At 46.8% G+C, this 17,635-nt stretch carries 14 protein-coding genes; 1 reads left to right on the top strand and 13 read right to left on the bottom strand.

The window, feature by feature from the left end:
- Positions 1-347: 347 nt before the first annotated feature.
- From BN587_RS02380 to BN587_RS02390, 3 genes are all read right to left on the bottom strand, one after another.
- Complete coding sequence (locus BN587_RS02380) at positions 348-2,303, bottom strand: TRAP transporter permease (RefSeq protein WP_021719548.1); 1,956 nt, start codon at positions 2,301-2,303, stop codon at positions 348-350.
- Positions 2,304-2,337: 34 nt separating this feature from the next.
- Positions 2,338-2,781 (bottom strand): DUF1850 domain-containing protein, encoded by a 444-nt coding sequence (locus BN587_RS02385; protein WP_303684788.1) that lies wholly within the window; start codon positions 2,779-2,781, stop codon positions 2,338-2,340.
- Positions 2,782-2,886: 105 nt separating this feature from the next.
- Positions 2,887-3,858, bottom strand: a complete 972-nt coding sequence (locus BN587_RS02390) for a TAXI family TRAP transporter solute-binding subunit (protein WP_021719550.1) — start codon at positions 3,856-3,858, stop codon at positions 2,887-2,889.
- A gap of 347 nt (positions 3,859-4,205) precedes the next feature.
- Between BN587_RS02390 and BN587_RS02395 the strand changes: the two genes are divergently transcribed.
- Positions 4,206-4,580 (top strand): hypothetical protein, encoded by a 375-nt coding sequence (locus BN587_RS02395; RefSeq protein ID WP_021719551.1) that lies wholly within the window; start codon positions 4,206-4,208, stop codon positions 4,578-4,580.
- A gap of 75 nt (positions 4,581-4,655) precedes the next feature.
- Here the strand turns inward: BN587_RS02395 and trpA are convergent, their stop codons facing one another.
- The 10 genes from trpA to BN587_RS02445 all read right to left on the bottom strand — a co-directional run bounded on the left by trpA (position 4,656) and on the right by BN587_RS02445 (position 17,593).
- Positions 4,656-5,447 (bottom strand): tryptophan synthase subunit alpha, encoded by a 792-nt coding sequence (trpA, locus tag BN587_RS02400; RefSeq protein ID WP_021719552.1) that lies wholly within the window; start codon positions 5,445-5,447, stop codon positions 4,656-4,658.
- Entirely contained in the window at positions 5,440-6,624 is a 1,185-nt protein-coding gene (trpB, locus tag BN587_RS02405) for a tryptophan synthase subunit beta (RefSeq protein ID WP_021719553.1), read from the bottom strand. Before trpB ends, trpA begins: the two co-directional genes overlap by 8 nt.
- Positions 6,611-7,249 (bottom strand): phosphoribosylanthranilate isomerase, encoded by a 639-nt coding sequence (locus BN587_RS02410; RefSeq protein ID WP_021719554.1) that lies wholly within the window; start codon positions 7,247-7,249, stop codon positions 6,611-6,613. The genes trpB and BN587_RS02410 overlap by 14 nt, the downstream gene beginning before the upstream one ends.
- Positions 7,242-8,021, bottom strand: a complete 780-nt coding sequence (trpC, locus tag BN587_RS02415) for an indole-3-glycerol phosphate synthase TrpC (protein WP_021719555.1) — start codon at positions 8,019-8,021, stop codon at positions 7,242-7,244. The genes BN587_RS02410 and trpC overlap by 8 nt, the downstream gene beginning before the upstream one ends.
- 21 nt (positions 8,022-8,042) lie before the next feature.
- On the bottom strand, positions 8,043-9,059 hold the full coding sequence (trpD, locus tag BN587_RS02420) for an anthranilate phosphoribosyltransferase (protein ID WP_021719556.1): 1,017 nt from the start codon (positions 9,057-9,059) through the stop codon (positions 8,043-8,045).
- Between the two features lie 544 nt (positions 9,060-9,603).
- Positions 9,604-11,619, bottom strand: coding sequence for a DUF4357 domain-containing protein (locus tag BN587_RS02425; protein ID WP_021719557.1), 2,016 nt, complete (start codon positions 11,617-11,619; stop codon positions 9,604-9,606).
- Positions 11,620-11,875: 256 nt separating this feature from the next.
- The gene (locus tag BN587_RS02430) at positions 11,876-13,207 is read right to left on the bottom strand and encodes an RNA-binding domain-containing protein (protein ID WP_021719558.1); all 1,332 of its coding nucleotides are present in this window, start codon (positions 13,205-13,207) and stop codon (positions 11,876-11,878) included.
- 347 nt (positions 13,208-13,554) lie between these two features.
- On the bottom strand, positions 13,555-15,615 hold the full coding sequence (fusA, locus tag BN587_RS02435; RefSeq protein ID WP_021719559.1) for an elongation factor G: 2,061 nt from the start codon (positions 15,613-15,615) through the stop codon (positions 13,555-13,557).
- A 149-nt stretch (positions 15,616-15,764) separates the two neighbouring features.
- Entirely contained in the window at positions 15,765-16,703 is a 939-nt protein-coding gene (locus tag BN587_RS02440; protein WP_021719560.1) for a DUF1848 domain-containing protein, read from the bottom strand.
- Between the two features lie 5 nt (positions 16,704-16,708).
- Complete coding sequence (locus BN587_RS02445; protein ID WP_021719561.1) at positions 16,709-17,593, bottom strand: hypothetical protein; 885 nt, start codon at positions 17,591-17,593, stop codon at positions 16,709-16,711.
- Between the last annotated feature and the right edge of the window lie 42 nt (positions 17,594-17,635).

Consider the following 17,635-nt stretch of genomic DNA (forward strand, 5'->3'; position numbering starts at 1 on the left):
TGCAGGAAAGACTTGTGATGCAATTTCCATATGTACAGCAGTAAACAGTATATACAAGCAAAAATATACTAAAGACTAATCATATGGCACAGGGGGCTGTCGTACACATCATGCGGCAGCCCATCTTTATAGAAAACAAAAGCCCCCGGACATAAAAGTCTGAGGGTTTTCTTCATTATATATAGTGATTTAGGCAAGCATCCCCGCAGGAGCGGAAGCGGACCGGCAAGCTTCCTATCCGAAGGCAAAACAAATTCCCAAAGCTTAGTATAATAAAAGGCAAAAAAAGTCCTGCGCAGCATATAAAATGCACGCAGGACTATGAAGCTTGTTATGAAATTTTCGGCTTACAGGTCGTCGCCATCTTGCTGAATCGCACCCTTAACCTTGTTCATGTGCTGCCATACATAGGCAACAGCAACGAGCGCAACGCCGATACCGTCGGTAAATACGCCGGGGATAATCATGCAGATACCGCCAACGAGGAACAGAATACGCTGCGGAATGTTCAGCAGATTGTTGCAGAAGCCGATCATCGCCATGGAAGCACCCCACATACCTACAATCGCGGTGAAGGCACTGTAGCAGATGGTGAACGGAGTTGCGTTGATCATCAGCAGTTCAGGTGCCAGTACGAAGATGTACGGAACGATGAACGCAGCAATCGCCAGCTTAGCAGCGATAACGCCGGTACGCATCGGGTTAGCACCGGCAATACCTGCGCCGGCATAAGCAGCCAAGGCAACAGGCGGTGTAACGTCGGCAACGATACCGAAGTAGAACGCGAACATGTGCGCTGCCAGCACCGGTACATTCATCTGCACCAGAGCAGGCGCTGCAATGGTAGAGGTAATTACATAGTTAGCAGTTGTCGGCACGCCCATGCCAAGAATCAGAGAAGTGATCATGGTAAAGAACATTGCCGGCAGCAGATTACCGCCTGCCAAGTCCAGCAGAGCGGTGGCAATCTTCAGGCCTACGCCGGTTTTGGTAACAACGCCGATGATGATACCTGCGGTAGCACAGGCAATCAGTACGCCAAGCACGCCCTTGGAGCCGTCAATCAAACCTTGGACGATTTGCTTGAAGCCGATGCGGGTGGATTTACGCAGGCAGGCGCAAACGATGGTCAGCACGATGGCTGCCAAAGCAGCACGCATAGGAGTATAACCGCTTACGAGCAGGTAAACGATAACGATTAACGGAATAGCCAGATGGCCTTTTTCCAGGAACAGTTCCTTGAACTTCGGCAGCTGGTCACGCGGAGTACCCTTCAGACCGAACTTTTTAGCTTCGTAGTGAACGCCCAGCCATACGCCGATGTAGTACAGCATTGCCGGGATAACGGCAGCCTTAACAACATCAAAGTACGGAACGCCTACAAATTCTGCCATCAGGAAGGCAGCAGCGCCCATTACAGGAGGCATCAGCTGACCGCCGGTAGAAGCAGCGGCCTCAACAGCGCCGGCAAATGCCGGACGATAGCCAAGCTTTTTCATCATCGGGATAGTGAAAGCGCCGGTGCCGGCAACGTTACCAACGGAGCTGCCGGAAACAGTACCCATGAGGCCGGAGGACAGTACGGCAACCTTCGCCGGTCCGCCTGCTGCCCAGCCTGCGATAGCGTTAGCAATATCAATGAAGAATTTGCCCAGGCCGGTGGTTTCCAGATATGCACCAAAGAGGATGAACAGATAAATAAAGGTAGAAGATACACCCATAGGCGTACCGAAAATACCCTCGGTAGTGAAGAACAGATGGTCAAACATTTCCTGCACGCCAACGCCGCGATGCGCCAGAATACCGGGAATATAAGGACCTAAGAAGGCGTACAGCATAAAGCAGAAGGCCACGATAATCATCGGCCAGCCTACTACGCGGCGCGCTGCTTCAAAAACCATAATCGTACCGATAAGGCCGACGATGAAGTCGGTTTCCGTGTTCATGCCGGCACGCAGCACCAGCTCCTGATAGTTCACAACCAGATACATGGCAGTACCTGCGCTGAGCAGTGCCAGGAAGGCATCAAAGGGATGCATCTTGCTGCGGGACCAGGAATGTCTGCTGGGATACAGCAGGAAAATCAATAAAAAGCCGAAGGCTAAGTGAATAGCGCGCTGCAGATGCGCGTCCAGCACACCGAAGGTGGCTGTATATAATTGGAAAAGTGCAAACAGAATACAGATTGCGGAAATAATTTTACCCCACACACCTGTAAGCTCACGCTTGTCTGATTCCTTGTCAAATTTTTGCAATACCTCTTCTGCTGAAAGCTCTTTTACTTTCTTTTCTTTTTCAGACATGGGTATCAGCTCCTCTCATTTAATATAATAAAACCTAAAAGTACCGTTCCAGCCAGTACTGATATCGATACATGGCCTTCACCGTTACCGCAGTCCCCTGCCCGTACAGAGCAATCAGATTGTAGCTGTCGCCGCCGTGGACAATATGCGGCATTGCCTGCTCGGATATACGCAGGGCAACCTCCTTATAGGGACGGTTCATCTCCATATCAAACTTGCCGTCAGCAGTCTGCGTCAGCTTGCCGTCGGCAGCGGAATACGGATAGCCCCAGCCCAGCGAGGAAAAGCGGGTGTGCGTCATGGTCATGTTATTTGCGCCGTTAACCCTGAAATAATCATTCCAGGCAGTTTTTTCCACCGAATGCGTCAGGGTGATGCACCATTCATCACCTGCCGCTGTGGCAAAAGTAACAGCTCCCGAAGTTCCCTCAGGTATAATTGCCACCACCAGGCGCGTACTATACCACCACAAAAGCATTAACACAACGCTTACAATAATTACTAAAGTCTTTACTGGGAAAAAAGACCGGCCACCGGCAAACGCCGGTTTCCGGTCTTTGAAGTTCGGCATCATTTAAAATCCTTATTTTTCGTTAAAGAATTTTTCAGCACCCGGGTTCAGCTTAATGGACATGCCGTCTTTAGCAGTATCTTTGCTGATAGCATTTGCTGCGGAGTGAGCGGATTTCATACGGTCAAGGTTGCCGTACAGAGCTTTAGCAATTGCATAAGCGGTGTTTTCGTCCATCTTGTCGGTTACTGCCAGCATGCATTTTACTGCTACTGCGGTAACGTCAGCATCCTGCTTCGGATAAGTACCGGCTTTGATAACCAGCTTGGTGTAGAACGGATATTTTTTGATCAGAGCGTCAGCCTTGTCAGCATCAACCGGAACCAGTACAACGTCGTTCTGAGTTGCGATATCCTGAATAGCAGCGGTCGGATGGCCTGCGGTTACGAAAGCAGCATCAACGTTGCCGTCTTTCAGAGCACTTGCAGCTTCACCGAAGGACAGGTATTGAACCTTAATATCATCATATTTAATGCCATATGCTTCCATGATCTGGCGAGCGTTAGCTTCGGTACCGGAGCCTGCAGCACCTACAGCGATGCGTTTGCCTTTGAAGTCAGCAACAGATTTGATACCGGATTTTTTCAGGGTAACAATCTGTACGGTTTCCGGATACAGAGTTGCAAGACCTTGCAGGCCGGCAACCTGTTTGCCTTTGAACATTTCAGTGCCGTTGGCAGCATAGTAAGCAATATCATTTTGAATAAAAGCAATTTCAACCTTGCCTTGGCTGAGCAGGTTTACGTTTGCTACGGAAGCGCCGGTAGATTGTGCGGAAGCATTGGTACCCGGAATATTTTTATTCAGGATATCAGCCAGAGCACCGCCTAACGGGAAGTAGGTACCGGAGGTACCGCCGGTAGCAATGTTAATGAATTTTTGTGCAGCAGGTTTTTTATCATCTTTCTTATCTCCACCGCCGCAGCCGGCAATCATAGTAGCCATAACCATGATACCAAGTAAAAAAGCCAAGAGTTTTTTCATAAGAGTTCCCCTCCTTTAATATACATATGTGCTAAGATAACAAAATTCACGCAGCAACATATTGTTATTCTAGTTATTCGTCAACATTTTGTAAAATCCTGCTAAAATTTTGATAGAAGCGTCATGTATACAGAATACATTGACATAAAAATGCAGATTCTATGAAAAATTCTTGCTATTTTGTGATTATTAATACAGCTTTTCTGCATAAATTGCTGTGGAATCATTTCATTATAGATTCATTTTGCTTATTTCCGTAATCTATGTTACAATATTAGCGTTATGTTTATTGCTTTTTTCTGATAAAGCGAGAGTCATCAAAAACATCTTTTTAAGGAGTGAATAATATGAGTTCCGGAGCTTATTCTTTAAGACTCGCTCGTACCCTGTACGAAAATGTTTATCATGCTATGCTGTACAATGAAAACCAACAGCCTATCGGTGATTTGGAAATTATTCCGAACATCCCTCTTGACCGCAGCCAGGTTCCTGAGGATGCACCGGAAGTACCGGCTTATCTGCTGGTAATCGTAAAAGACGCTGACATCAACAAGGACAACCTGATTGATTTCGAAGAGCGCGCTTCCTATGCTCTGCTGAAACGCTTCTCCACCGAGGTTATCAACTTCCAGCACTGCAAATTCTACTATCCGTCCCCTGCCTTCATTTTTGAACAGCCGGACGCAGTAAACGGTGGCACTGAGCCAATGCCGCTGCAATAATTTAAACCGAAAAACTCCGCTCCCTGCTGCCTGTGCAGTAAGGAACGGAGTTTTTTTGTACCCAAACTTTTGTAATTACGCCTCCGCAGCTGCCTTGGCAACCGCTTCGGACATACTCTTGACGTATTCGTAAACGTGCTCGGGAGAAGCCTCGCCGTATTGAGCCACGATTTTTTCAATCGCACTGCCCACAATAGCGCCGTCACTGGCCTTAGCCATCTTGTACGCCTGCTCGGGAGCAGCGATACCGAAGCCTACAGCCACCGGAATATCGGTAGCCTTGCGCACTTCTGCCACAATGCCGTCGATATCGGTAGTGATGTTGCTGCGCACGCCGGTAACGCCTAAGGAAGAAACTACATATACATAGCCTTGGGCAACAGCGGCGATTTTCTGGATGCGGTCCTTGGAGGTAGGCGCAATCAGCGGCACCAGGGCAACGTTATGCGGTTCGCTGAACGGACGCATCTCCTCGCGCTCCTCGTACGGTATATCCGGTATGATGACGCCGTCTACACCTGTTTCTTCGCAGCGGGTGAAGAATTTTTCCGCACCGTAGGCATAAATCGGATTAGCGTAGGTCAAAAATACCAGCGGTACCTGTGTTTCCTCGCGAAGCTCCGCTACAAGGTCAAAAATTTTATCGGTAGTAGTGCCTGCCGCCAACGCACGCATATCCGCTTGTTGGATAACCTCGCCCTCAGCCACGGGGTCGGAGAAGGGAATGCCGAACTCTATAAGTCCTGCACCGCCCTTAATCATAGCTCTCACCAGCTCCTTGGTTGTAGCAAGATTGGGATCGCCTGCGGTCACAAAGCCGATAAATACCTTTTTCTTTTCGTCAAATGCCTTTTGTATTCTATTCATGTAAATCAACTCCCATATAACGTGCGATTGCGGCAACGTCCTTATCACCGCGGCCGGAAATATTTATAACCATAATCTTATCCTTCGGCAGAGTTGGTGCCAGCTTCATAGCGTAGGCTACGGCATGCGCGCTTTCGATTGCGGGGATAATGCCTTCTGTTTTGGAAAGATAGTTGAAAGCGTCAACTGCCTCCTTATCGGTAGCAGGAACGTATTCCGCACGGCCGATGTCGTGCAGATAAGCATGCTCGGGGCCGATACCTGGGTAATCAAGACCGGCGGAGATGGAATAAACCGGAGCAATCTGGCCGTATTCATCCTGCAGGAAGTAGCTCTTCATGCCGTGGAAGATACCCAGCTTGCCGTTTGCCATAGTTGCGGCGTTCTTGGGATTATCTACGCCCAGGCCTGCAGCCTCTACGCCGATTAAGCGCACGTCCTTGTCCTCGATGAAGTCATAGAACATACCCATAGCGTTGGAGCCGCCGCCTACGCAAGCCACCAGCACGTCAGGCAGACGTCCTTCCTTTTCCAGCATCTGCGCCTTGATTTCCTCGCCGATAATCTTCTGGAAGTCACGCACAATTTCCGGATACGGATGCGGGCCCATAACGCTGCCCAGTACATAGTAGGTATCCTCAACACGTTCGGTCCATACGCGCAGCGCTTCGTTTACTGCGTCCTTCAGGGTACCGGTGCCGCTGGTTACAGGCACAACCTTCGCACCTAAAAGCTCCATGCGGAACACGTTGAGCGCCTGACGCTCGCAGTCCTCCTTGCCCATGTAAACAACGCATTCCATGTTCATCAGCGCCGCTACGGTAGCAGTCGCAACACCGTGCTGGCCTGCGCCGGTTTCGGCGATTACACGCTTTTTGCCCATCTTCTGCGCCAGCAGAATCTGTCCCAATACGTTGTTGATTTTATGAGCGCCGGTGTGGTTCAAATCCTCGCGCTTCAGATAAATCTTGCAGCCACCCAAGTCCTTGGTCATCTTCTCTGCGTAATACAGCAGGGACGGTCTGTTGGCATATTCGCGGTACAGGCGCGCCAGCTCAGCCTTGAATTCGGGATCATTTTTAAATTTTTCATATGCAGCCTCTAATTCCAGTACTGCGTTCATCAAAGTTTCCGGCATGTATTGACCGCCGTGAATACCATATCTACCTTTTGTCATCGTTATCTCCCCTTACCTCCGCTATAAATGCGGCAATTTTTTTCGGGTCCTTCAACCCTTCTGTTTCTACGCCACCGCTTACATCTACGGCAAAGGCGTTACTGTTTTTCAATACATCTGCAACATTCGCTGCCTCAAGACCGCCTGCGATAAAATACGGCTTCTTGATTTTTTCATCTGCCACCAGCGCTAAATCAAACCGCTTACCGGTGCCGCCGTACTGCCCCTTGGTATAGGTATCAAAGAGCAGGTAATCGCAGGGATAGGCTTGCAGATTTTCAAAGGAGCCTGCGTCCTTCACGCGGACTGCTTTGATAATCGGCAGCTCCGTCTGCAGCCGCAGCCTTTCGCAGTAGGACGCATCCTCGTCACCGTGCAGCTGGATGATGTCTATCGTCCTGCTTTTGGCCAGGCGTATAATCTTATCTATCTCGGCATTGACGAAAACGCCGACTGCCTTAATCTGCGGGTTAAGCATTGCCTTCAGCTGTGCTGCCTGCTGCTCCGTCACCTCGCGTTTGGTCTTGGCAAAAACGAAGCCTATATAATCCGGCAGCAGCCTGTTGACGCACTCTATATCCTGCGCACGCTTCAGGCCGCAGATTTTAACCTTTACCTTACGCATCACGCATCTCCTTCAACATCGCCGCCGCATCCGCACTGCGCATCAGGGCTTCGCCCACCAGCACCGCCTGCACGCCTGCCTGCTTCAGCGCCTGCGTATCAGCTGCGCATTGAATGCCGCTTTCCGCTACGAAAAGCTTGCTTGCGGGAATCGCATCCCTCAGGCGCAGGCTATTTAGCGGGTTCACGCTGAAATCCTTGAGATTGCGGTTGTTCACGCCGATGATTTCCGCCCCTGCCGCCAGTGCCTGCTGCACCTCGCCTGCGGTGTGCGCCTCCACCAGAGCGCTCAGCCCCAGCTCCTGCACCTGCGCCAGGTATTCGCCCAGCTGCGCTGCACTCAGCAGGCTGCAGATGAGCAGAACAGCGTCGGCTCCGATGCATTTGGCCTCGTAAATCTGGTACTCATCCAGCGTAAAATCCTTACGCAGAAGCGGCAGCTCCACTCTTTGGCGCACCGCCTGCAGGTAAGCATCGCTGCCCTGAAAGAACTTCGGCTCCGTCAGGCAGGAAATGGCTGCTGCGCCGCCTGCCTCGTACTCCGCAGCCTTGCGCAGGTAGATGTCCGTAAAATCGGGAGCAATGATGCCCTTCGAGGGGGATGCCTTCTTCAGCTCGGCGATTACACTCAGGCCGGGGGCAGCAATCGCTGCCCTGAAATCCTTGCCCTGTGGTCTGCCCTCTGCCTCATCACGCACCGCATAAAGGCTTTTGTGCGCTTTGAGCGCCCGCACACGCTCTTTTGTATATTCCGCAATCTCATCTAAAATCATAATCTAACCTCTTTAATCAGCTTATTTATTGCTCAGCTCAATCAGCTTTTCCAATGTCTGCAGCGCCTTGCCGCTGTCAATCAGCTCTGCCGCCAGCTTCACGCCATCCGCAAAGCTTGCAGCCTTGCCGCCGATATACAGGCTGGCACCGGCGTTCAGCAAAACTGCATTGCGTTTCGGTCCCTGCGCTCCTGCCAGAATGTCGCGCGTAATCTGAGCGTTTTCCTCCGGCAGACCGCCTACCAGATCAGCCTTGGTGCAGCGCTCCATGCCGAAGTCCTCAGGCTTGATAACGTAATTTTTCATCCAGCCGTCCTTGAACTCGCAAACGGTAGTCGGTGCGCTCAGCGAAATCTCATCCAGTCTGTCCTGACCGTAAACCACCATGCCACGCTTAACTCCCAGGTTCATCAATACCTGCGCCAACGGCTGAACCAGATACTCGTCATACACACCCAAGAGCTGCATCTTCGGGCTGCCGGGGTTCGTCAAAGGTCCGAGGATATTGAATACGGTGCGGATGCCCAGCTCCTTGCGGATAGGTCCTACATATTTCATCGAGGTGTGGTATTTCTGTGCAAAGAAGAAGCACATGCCGACTTCCTTTAACAGCTCCACACATTTTTCAGGCTCCTGCTGAATGTTCACGCCCAACGCCTCCAGGCAATCCGCAGTGCCGCATTTGGAGGAAGCGGCGCGGTTGCCGTGCTTAGCAACCTTCATGCCGCCTGCCGCTGCAACCAGAGCGGAGGTTGTGGAGATGTTGAAGCTGTTGGAGCCGTCACCGCCGGTACCGACGATTTCAAAGATGTCCATGCCGGTTTCGCATTTCAGTGCGTGGTCACGCATCGCAGCGGCGCAGCCAGCAATTTCATCGGTAGTCTCCGCCGTGGTGCTCTTGGTAGAAAGCGCTGCCAGAAAGGCCGCATTCTGCGTTGCACTAGTCTTGCCGCTCATAATCTCGTTGATTACGTCATATGCTTCGTTATAGGTTAAGTCCTCTTTGCCGACGATTTTTACAATAGCTTCTTTAATCATTTTAATTCCTCCCATAGTTTACGCTAACATTCTACGAGAAGGCCTATCACAGTTTTGTTATACAAAAAAGCCTGTCCTGAAGCTGCTTAGCTTTCCTAAGCAATTCCAAGGACAGGCTGTAAATACTTATACCTGCGGTACCACCTTGTTTCGTCGCCATTGCGACGCGCTCTCGCAGAGTGCCATCACACTCCTCACCCTTAACGCCGGTGTTGCGTTGCTGAATACTCTCGCCGAAGCGATTTGACAGCACCCTCAACGGTCCATTTATCAGCCTGCATCTCTATCCGGCTTCCACCTGCCCGAACTCTCTGTAAGCGCATCTGCTGACTTGATCTCCGTCTCAACGGTTTGTGGTTTTTTTGAAGTTGTGCCTAGTTTACCACTGCGGATATCTTTCGTCAACACCTTTGTACAAAAACTTGCGGATTTTTTTATTTATCCGTGATTTTGTAAAGCAGGTTACAGATTTGTAACAAAAAACGCTCTGCGTACTACCGTCAGTGAACTGGTTTACTATTATTCCTGCAAATATTTTATACTATTAATGACCAGTTTGTGCTACGGTACGACCATCAATCTTGGTCCATTCTTTTCTTCCATTAGAAGATCGACCTAGAATAACTGCAGCTGCTGTTGACACGCTGGTAAACTCATAATCTTTTACAAAGACAAAATCACTAATAACTCCACTAGTAATTAGCTCTTTTCTTTTTTCGGATATATTCAATGGAATACCTTCTGTTTCATTTTGGGAAATTTTACTCCCTTTTAAAACAATAAATGCATCGGATTCACTGAAATACCCTGTAGCACTTGCTCCTCTTCCTGCTAACTCATATGTATCATTTTCTGCAGTCGAATAATCATCCAAATGAAGTTCCCAGTTATCTGCAAATATCTTTTCTATGTTTTTTTGTCGTTCCTTAACAATTTCAGGTGTCCAAGAATCTATCCCAATAACCTGTGTTGTAAGTGTATAAGAACTAGTACCACTCTTTGATTTAAAATATTTAATCTTCTTCGTAGGAAAATCAAAATTTTGAGCTTCCGAATTATGTCTTCTAGTTAATGGCACCAAATTTGCTATACGATTAAGCCAATATTTCTGCTCTTGCTCATCAGGCCATAATTTCATCCATTCACTATCTTTAGCAGGATGTTGCGGAAGTACATGTTCTATAGTAAATACTTTAGAATTGTAAGATGCTGCACCATCACTAACAAAAGAATCTAGACGCTGAATTATATAATTGCGACGCTGAGCAGTCATTGGATAAATTTCCCCAGCTAAAGCATCAGCAAATTTCTGCTTTTCCCATTTGGTAAGTTCAATACTTTTTAACGGATTAGCAAGCGAGCTATGAGGATTACTGTCCATTTCAACTAAAATCCATTTATACCTATCCATACGATGATTAACATCTTGCGATGTTACCAGTAAATATGATGCAAGACGCTCCAATTTACAAATAAACCAGAGGATGTAATCAGAATCATCAATATGGTCTGCTAAAAACTTTATTGCAGGCGGCATCCAATCATAGTTATTAGTTTTGTTTAACCAATATAAGAAATCATTAATTTCATCAGCATTCTTTGTAGACGAAAATGTACAATTCTTTAATTGCTCATAGGCTGTTGTATATGGAATTAAATATGAGTCAATTAAAACTCTTGGTTCTGTTGTACTCATTACATATTCTTCAAACTCTTTAAGTAAATTAGTTCTCGGTCTCTCTTTAGAAAATATTGTACGAGTATGGGTAAATACTTCATTAAATCCATCCCTACCGATACTGTTTTCCATTTTTTCCCATTTATCAGTGTACGCCTCTTGCTTATCTATAGGAAGCCTGCCAATAGTTTTAGATTTAATAATATCAGTCGGCAAAAGATCTAGGCCTCTACTATTCATTACAGAAAAAACTCTGAATGCAGATTCTTGATTTGATGTTGAAACAACCACTAAAAAACAACGATTTAATAAGAATTTGCAAAACTTTAAGAGTTCTTCATCCTCTAAAAAAGCATCAGCAATTTTATCACTTAACACCTTACAATTTATAAGGATATGACGTTGAGATTCTGTTTTCAATGTCATGGGATCTTTGCTCATCAGGTCTTTTAGCTGCACATTTTGAATATACTTATTGAAAAAATCCTGATCCCATTCTCTCAAGAAAATACGTGGCTGAGCAGGTATTTCTTCTAATTCATTACCCTCCTCTTGCAAATACTTTTTACAGAGATTTTTATATTTTTCTGTAACAAAAGCATTGCCCATAGCAGAAAATAAAATTGATAAAGTAGTCAAGCGCTGTTGTCCATCAATAACCTCAGCATAAGGTTTATCTTCTTCCTTTATCAGCACTATACTCCCAAGAAAATAATCATCAACAGACTCTTTTTGAAAAAAATCATATAAATCATCAAAAAGAATTCCTGTTTCAACATCTGTCCAAGCATATGGTCGCTGGTATCCAGGAATATGATATTCAAAATCTGAGCTAAATATTTTTGATAAAGTGTATTCGTTACCTTTGATTTTATTGCTCATATTACGTTTCGCCTCTTCTCACTTCCACAAAGAATAACCTATTAAAATAATTCTTTGCAAGATTATTGATTATATTATACCATGAAACAACAGTAAAAACTTCTTCTATCGACAAGTTTATTTTATATTCTTAAATAACGTTACTTCTTCATCTCTATCTAACAAAACTCTTCCATAAAACGCAATAGAAAATTCTATAAAACCATAACAAAAAACGCTCTGCGCACTACCGTCAGTAATACGCAAAGCGTTAAGCTTACCTGCTGATATATTTTCTGCTTCGCCCTACGCCGATAGGTGCCAGTCTGCCTACATCACACAGCTCCTGCAAAAGCATATAGGCCTTAGTTGTTTTCACCTGCAAGGCATCCTCAACCTGCTTGCGGGTAACATAGCCCTGCATAGCAGCTAGCTGCATTACTTTGTCCTTTTCATCCGCAAAGCCATAGCTTTCCCGCGTTTCGCTGATGCTAAACTCCTTGGCCTGCACCTCATTAATATTGGGCAAAACAACCTTAAAGCCACCGTAAACCGCAATAAATTCCGGCTTTGCCGCAGTATCCAGATAGCTCTGCTGAATTTTTTCAATCCCCGTACCAAAGCTCTCTATTAAACGCAAGCGGTAGAACACGGCAGCCAGCGCAGGATTGCGCGTCTGCGATACGCCGATGAAAATTGTTTCCATTTTTAGGCCCGTAACAAGTCCTCCCAAAGAGATAAACTCAATGCGGTCATCGTAAATATTGACCAACGTGCTGCCGCTGAAGCTGTAATCACGGTGCACAAGGCAGTTCAGCAGCACCTCGCGCACAGCCTCCGGCGGATAATCCTGCGTATCTACACGCTCCAAGCCGTGAAAGGTTGCCTTAGTCTTATTATAATTATCTATAAATGCGTAAGCATCGTAAAGCTGCTGCAGCAAGGAGCCGGTAAACTCACGTCTGTCACGAAAAACCGCTCTCGTACTGCCCTGAAAAACCGCTACCTTCAGTGAATGCTCGCACTGCTCGGAAAGCAGCAGCGCCAGATTCGTGTACAAGCCATCGTCACCGATGAGCTTAAGCGTGCGCAGCTGCGCCTCATCCAATTTCAGCTCACGCTGCCGAAAATGCTTGCGCAAAGCAGTAAAGGTCAGCTCCTGCTGCATACTGCGCATGCTTTCATAGCTTTTACCGTTAACCTCTATTAGCATACGGCGAATGCCTTCATCGCTCAGCTGCTGGTTGCTGCTACCCTGCCTGATATAAACACCGCTTGGCTTTAAGCCTTTTTCACGAATATAATACGGTCTGCTCGTGCCGTTTTGCACCGCAACCTCAATAATCTGTTTACCTTCCCTGGTAACTGCACGTATTTTGACAAACGGCATAACATCCGGTGCAATGCTGTCCTTAAGTGTGTTGGCTGTCTGCTGCATTACATCGTCTACGTTCGGCAGACCGACAACCTCTCCTGCATCATTTATGCCGATATATAAAATTCCGCCCTCTGTATTGGCAAAAGCAACTACTGTTTTTTTGATGTCACTGACGTACAGCTCTTTAAACTCTCTGTCGATATTCTCATAAGCAAATGTTTCTTTCGTCATTATCTTTCGTTCCTTTCGTTTTCCTTTAATTATACATTACTTAAAGAAAGAAAGCAACAAAAAATGTCTATCATAAAAGCACTAGCTGATATACAGATAAATAACCTACAATCCTCTTGTCCGATACTTACATTAACCTCATCCTTAAGCAGTAACCATGCCTACTAAAATCATTAAGATGCAGAGATTTAAACCTGCCTTCTTATATACTTTGTTTATACCAGCACATCAAGAAAAAACTTCACTTTCCCACTCCACATACTAACTGCCAAGAAACAGCAAACTGCCGGCTGACTCACGTCAGTCGGCAGTCCCATAAACGCTTTATTCAGTTGTCGCAGGTTTAATTACGCTTCCTTATGTTCAGCGATAATTTTTTCTGCCATCTTAGGAGGAACATCTTCGTAATGGTCAAATTTCATTTCAAAGGTTCCCTGGCCTTGGGTAATTGCGCGGAGGTCTACGGCATATTCCGAAATCTCTGCATAGGGTACCTGAGCATTAACTACGCTCAAGCCATCTTCTACGCTCTGCATACCGAGAATGCGACCGCGTTTAGAGTTCAAATCGCCGATAACATCGCCCATCATAGAATCGGCACAGGTTACGTTTAAGCTGTAAATAGGCTCAAGCAACACTGGCTTGCATTGTTCCATGGCCTTCTTGAAGGCGATATTGGAAGCAGTTTTAAATGCCATTTCAGAGGAATCGACAGTATGATACGAACCATCAAGCAGGGTGATACGCATATCTACAACCGGATAGCCTGCAAGGATACCCTTTTCCATAGCTTCACGCATGCCCTTTTCAACAGCAGGGATATATTGGCGAGGTACTGCACCACCGAAAATCTTATCTACAAACTCAAATCCACCTCCTGGCGGCAGGGGTTCCATTTTAATAACTACGTGACCATACTGGCCATGACCGCCGGACTGCTTCTTGTGCTTGCCTTCTACCTCGGCAGAGCCACGAATAGTTTCGCGATATTCGATAATCGGTGCTTTCAAAATAGCCTCAACACCAAATTTGCGCTGCATACGCTCCATGATGATATCAATGTGCTGGTCGCCCATACCGCTGATTAAGGTTTCCTTGGTAACAGGGTTTTTGGTAACGATAATCGTCGGGTCTTCATCCATCAGACGATTCAGAGCGGACATGATCTTGTCCTCATCACCCTTTTTCTTCGGATAAATTGCTCTGGTGTACATCGGCAGCGGGAAGTTAATGGGCGGGAATTCAACCTCAGAATTCTTGTCGCAGAGGGTGTCACCGGTAGATGTATATTGCAGCTTGGCAACTACACCGATATCACCGGCAGGAACCTGCTTCATAGGAATCTGAGTCTTACCACGCATTGTGAAGATGTTAGCAATACGCTCTTCTTCTTCACGGCGGGAGTTATAAACTACGCTATCTGCTTTAATTGAGCCTGAGAATACACGGAAATAACTTAGACGGCCAACAAAGGGGTCGGAAGTTGTCTTAAATACCAACGCTGCCATCGGAGCATTGGCGTCACGTACTTCTTCTTCGCCGGTTTCTTTATCCATAACGATATAGTCGTTCAAAATTGCCGGATAGGTAAAGTCGATGATAGCGTTCATCAATCGACCAAGACCAATGTTCTTGTAGGCACTGCCGCAAAGCATAGGATAGATGATAGCCTGACGAATGCCCTTAATCAGACATTTCATAATTTCCTCGTCGCTAATCTCTTCTCCTTCCAAATAACGCATCATGCAATCGTCATCTGCTTCAACCGCAGCCTCTACCATCTTTTCGTGGGCAGCAGCAGCAGCCTCTTTATACTCATCCGGAATCTCTATTTCATCGGAGCCATTACCGTTGGCACGATAGGCCTTCATTTTGTAAAGGTCTATAATACCCTGGAAGTTGTCCTCCTTGCCCAAAGGCAGCTGTAACGGCAGTACATGCTTACCGAACTTACCACGCAGGTTATCCAAAATGCTATCAAAATCAGCGTTCTCACGATCCATCTTGTTGACAAAAATGATACGCGGCAAACCGGCTTCTTCAGCCAGCTTCCAGCATTGTTCGGTACCAACCTGTACACCGCTAGTTGCGCAAACCACGATCAACGCACTGTCTACTGCTCTAAAAGCTCCTTTAACCTCGGCAATGAAGTCAGCAAAGCCGGGAGTGTCGATGAAGTTAATCTTGGTATCACGCCATTCAACAGGTGCCAAAGTGGCGTTAACGGAGACCTTACGTTTGATTTCCTCGGGTTCATAATCAGTGGTGGTAGCACCGTCTTCAACCTTGCACATTCTGCTGATTGCTCCGCTGCGATACAGCAGGGCTTCGGTAACGGACGTGGTTCCTGCTCCACCATGACCCACAATGGCCACATTTCTAATCTTATCTCCAGTGTACTCTTTCATGATAAATCCCCCTTTATCAGGCATTTGTTATGACAAGTATTTCGCTGATATTGCCCATTTATCCTGCTTTTTGTGAAAAATTTCTCATAATTTTTTAAATTCACTTAAAATTGTAACGCATATTACAGTTTTTTGGAGGAATGCGAGGGTTAGGCGAACAGGCCCTGCTGTCTCTCCAGACAGGATTGCATTTTACGCTCAGTAATTCTGTCCTCCTCACCTACTTCGCCCAATAGCAACGCCGAACCGGGATGATGCTGCTGCCTGTTTTTCTGCACCATCGCATTATTGAAGTTGGCATAGCAGTAGCGGCAGCCGTTGCGACAGGTATTGTAGGCACCGATATCGACGCTTGCCACGCAACCGCATTCTTGGCGCTGGTTCTTATCCTTGCCCACCTTCATCGGGCAGCCGAGCAGCTTTTCGAACAGGCCGCCGTCGATGCAGTGCGCATGCTTAATGCCGTACTTATCCAGCTCGATGCCCTCGGCGCAGGTCGCCAGCTCCAAGCCGTAGCTGTGCGCAATTTCTGCCAGCGCCTTCGCCATAGCATCCATCTGCTCCAGGCTCCACGGCTGCACTGCCAGCCCTTGCATGTTGCGTTCGGTTTTGGCATACATATCCAAAAAGCTGATGGTGCACTGCTTCGTATACGGCGCCAGCTGCTTGGCCAGCTCCGCAAAGCGCTGCACATGATAATTAAAGGTATATTTATTGTTGAGCAAAATCGGATCATAGCGCCAGATGACGCGCTCCGGCCCCAGCATGTCGCTCAGACGCTGAAAGCCGGGCACGATGAACTTATCCTTCGGAGGCACGCCTGCCTCCACGTCCTGCTCATAGCCGTTGAGCGTAAACTGAAAGTAGTACATGTAATCCTTGAGCAGCGGCAGCTTATCCAGCATCGGCAGCGGGTTCTTCGTCCAGAAGACAATGCCGTCCACCACCTCCGGATTGAGGCTGATGCGGCTCACCTGATGCGCGTTCATCGGATTGCGCGCCAGCACATAGCCTTCTTTGATGCGCTGCATAAACCAGTCTGAATAATATGTCGGTATATCGGTTCTTCTGCTTGCACTTATAATCATCGGCTTTAAGCCACCTTTCTGAATGTAAAGATTTGGTATCTCATATACATGGCATTCAACATTGGTCTATTTGTATTATTATTGCACATAGCACAGGAGCAAATTCCCTTAGTATAATTTTCGCACAGCATCGGGAAATTGTACAGCATATCATATGTTCCATTCATCAGTTTACCAATCCAAAAGTCACGATCGCTATAGTAGATTTTCTTGTTCTCACCTTCATATACAATTCCGTTATCTGCATCTGGTGCCATGCCCAGTTCCATAATTGCTTCACAAATTTTTTTGGCCTTGCTCTTATCGTCTTTCAAGTTATCTTTGTAGGCACGCATAGAGAACAGGAAGTGTACCTCATTCTTAGTAAAGCCCTTTTCACCAATCGTACGGCAAATGGCCTCTATCTCGTCATCATTGATTTCACTGATGGACTTAGGTAACACATATACGTCAGAATTCAGAGCATCACACTCTGACAAATAATCAGCAATCTTCTGCTTCGCGAAATCAATATGATCACCATCGCAGGCAGCGAACTTGTCATTCCAGTCAATAACATCTACACCGTGATAACGGACATGGCATTCACCTGGCAGAGCATGCTTTAAGGACCAGTAATCAACCATGTTGCCGCAACCAATCGAAGTAACCTCAAGCATTCTACCGAGAGTCATGCGTTCAAGCAGTTTTTTATAAATTTCTTTATACTCGTAGGCATAAGCAAGGCTATAACGCATAGCATACACATCCTGAAGAAGTTCGTTAGTGTAGTCCGGCAAATTACCGCCATTAAAGCGCAAGGAACGGCAACTGCACAGGCTAGAACCTTTTCCCAGCTTTTCTTTGAGATTTTGAGCCTTCATGTAAATGTAATCAGTAATAGAGATCATGTTATCAGTTCCTTATATAATGTATTTAGGTTGATAAAGGTA

The organism is Phascolarctobacterium succinatutens CAG:287 (assembly GCF_000434895.1).
In the GTDB taxonomy this organism is placed as follows: domain Bacteria; phylum Bacillota; class Negativicutes; order Acidaminococcales; family Acidaminococcaceae; genus Phascolarctobacterium_A; species Phascolarctobacterium_A succinatutens_A.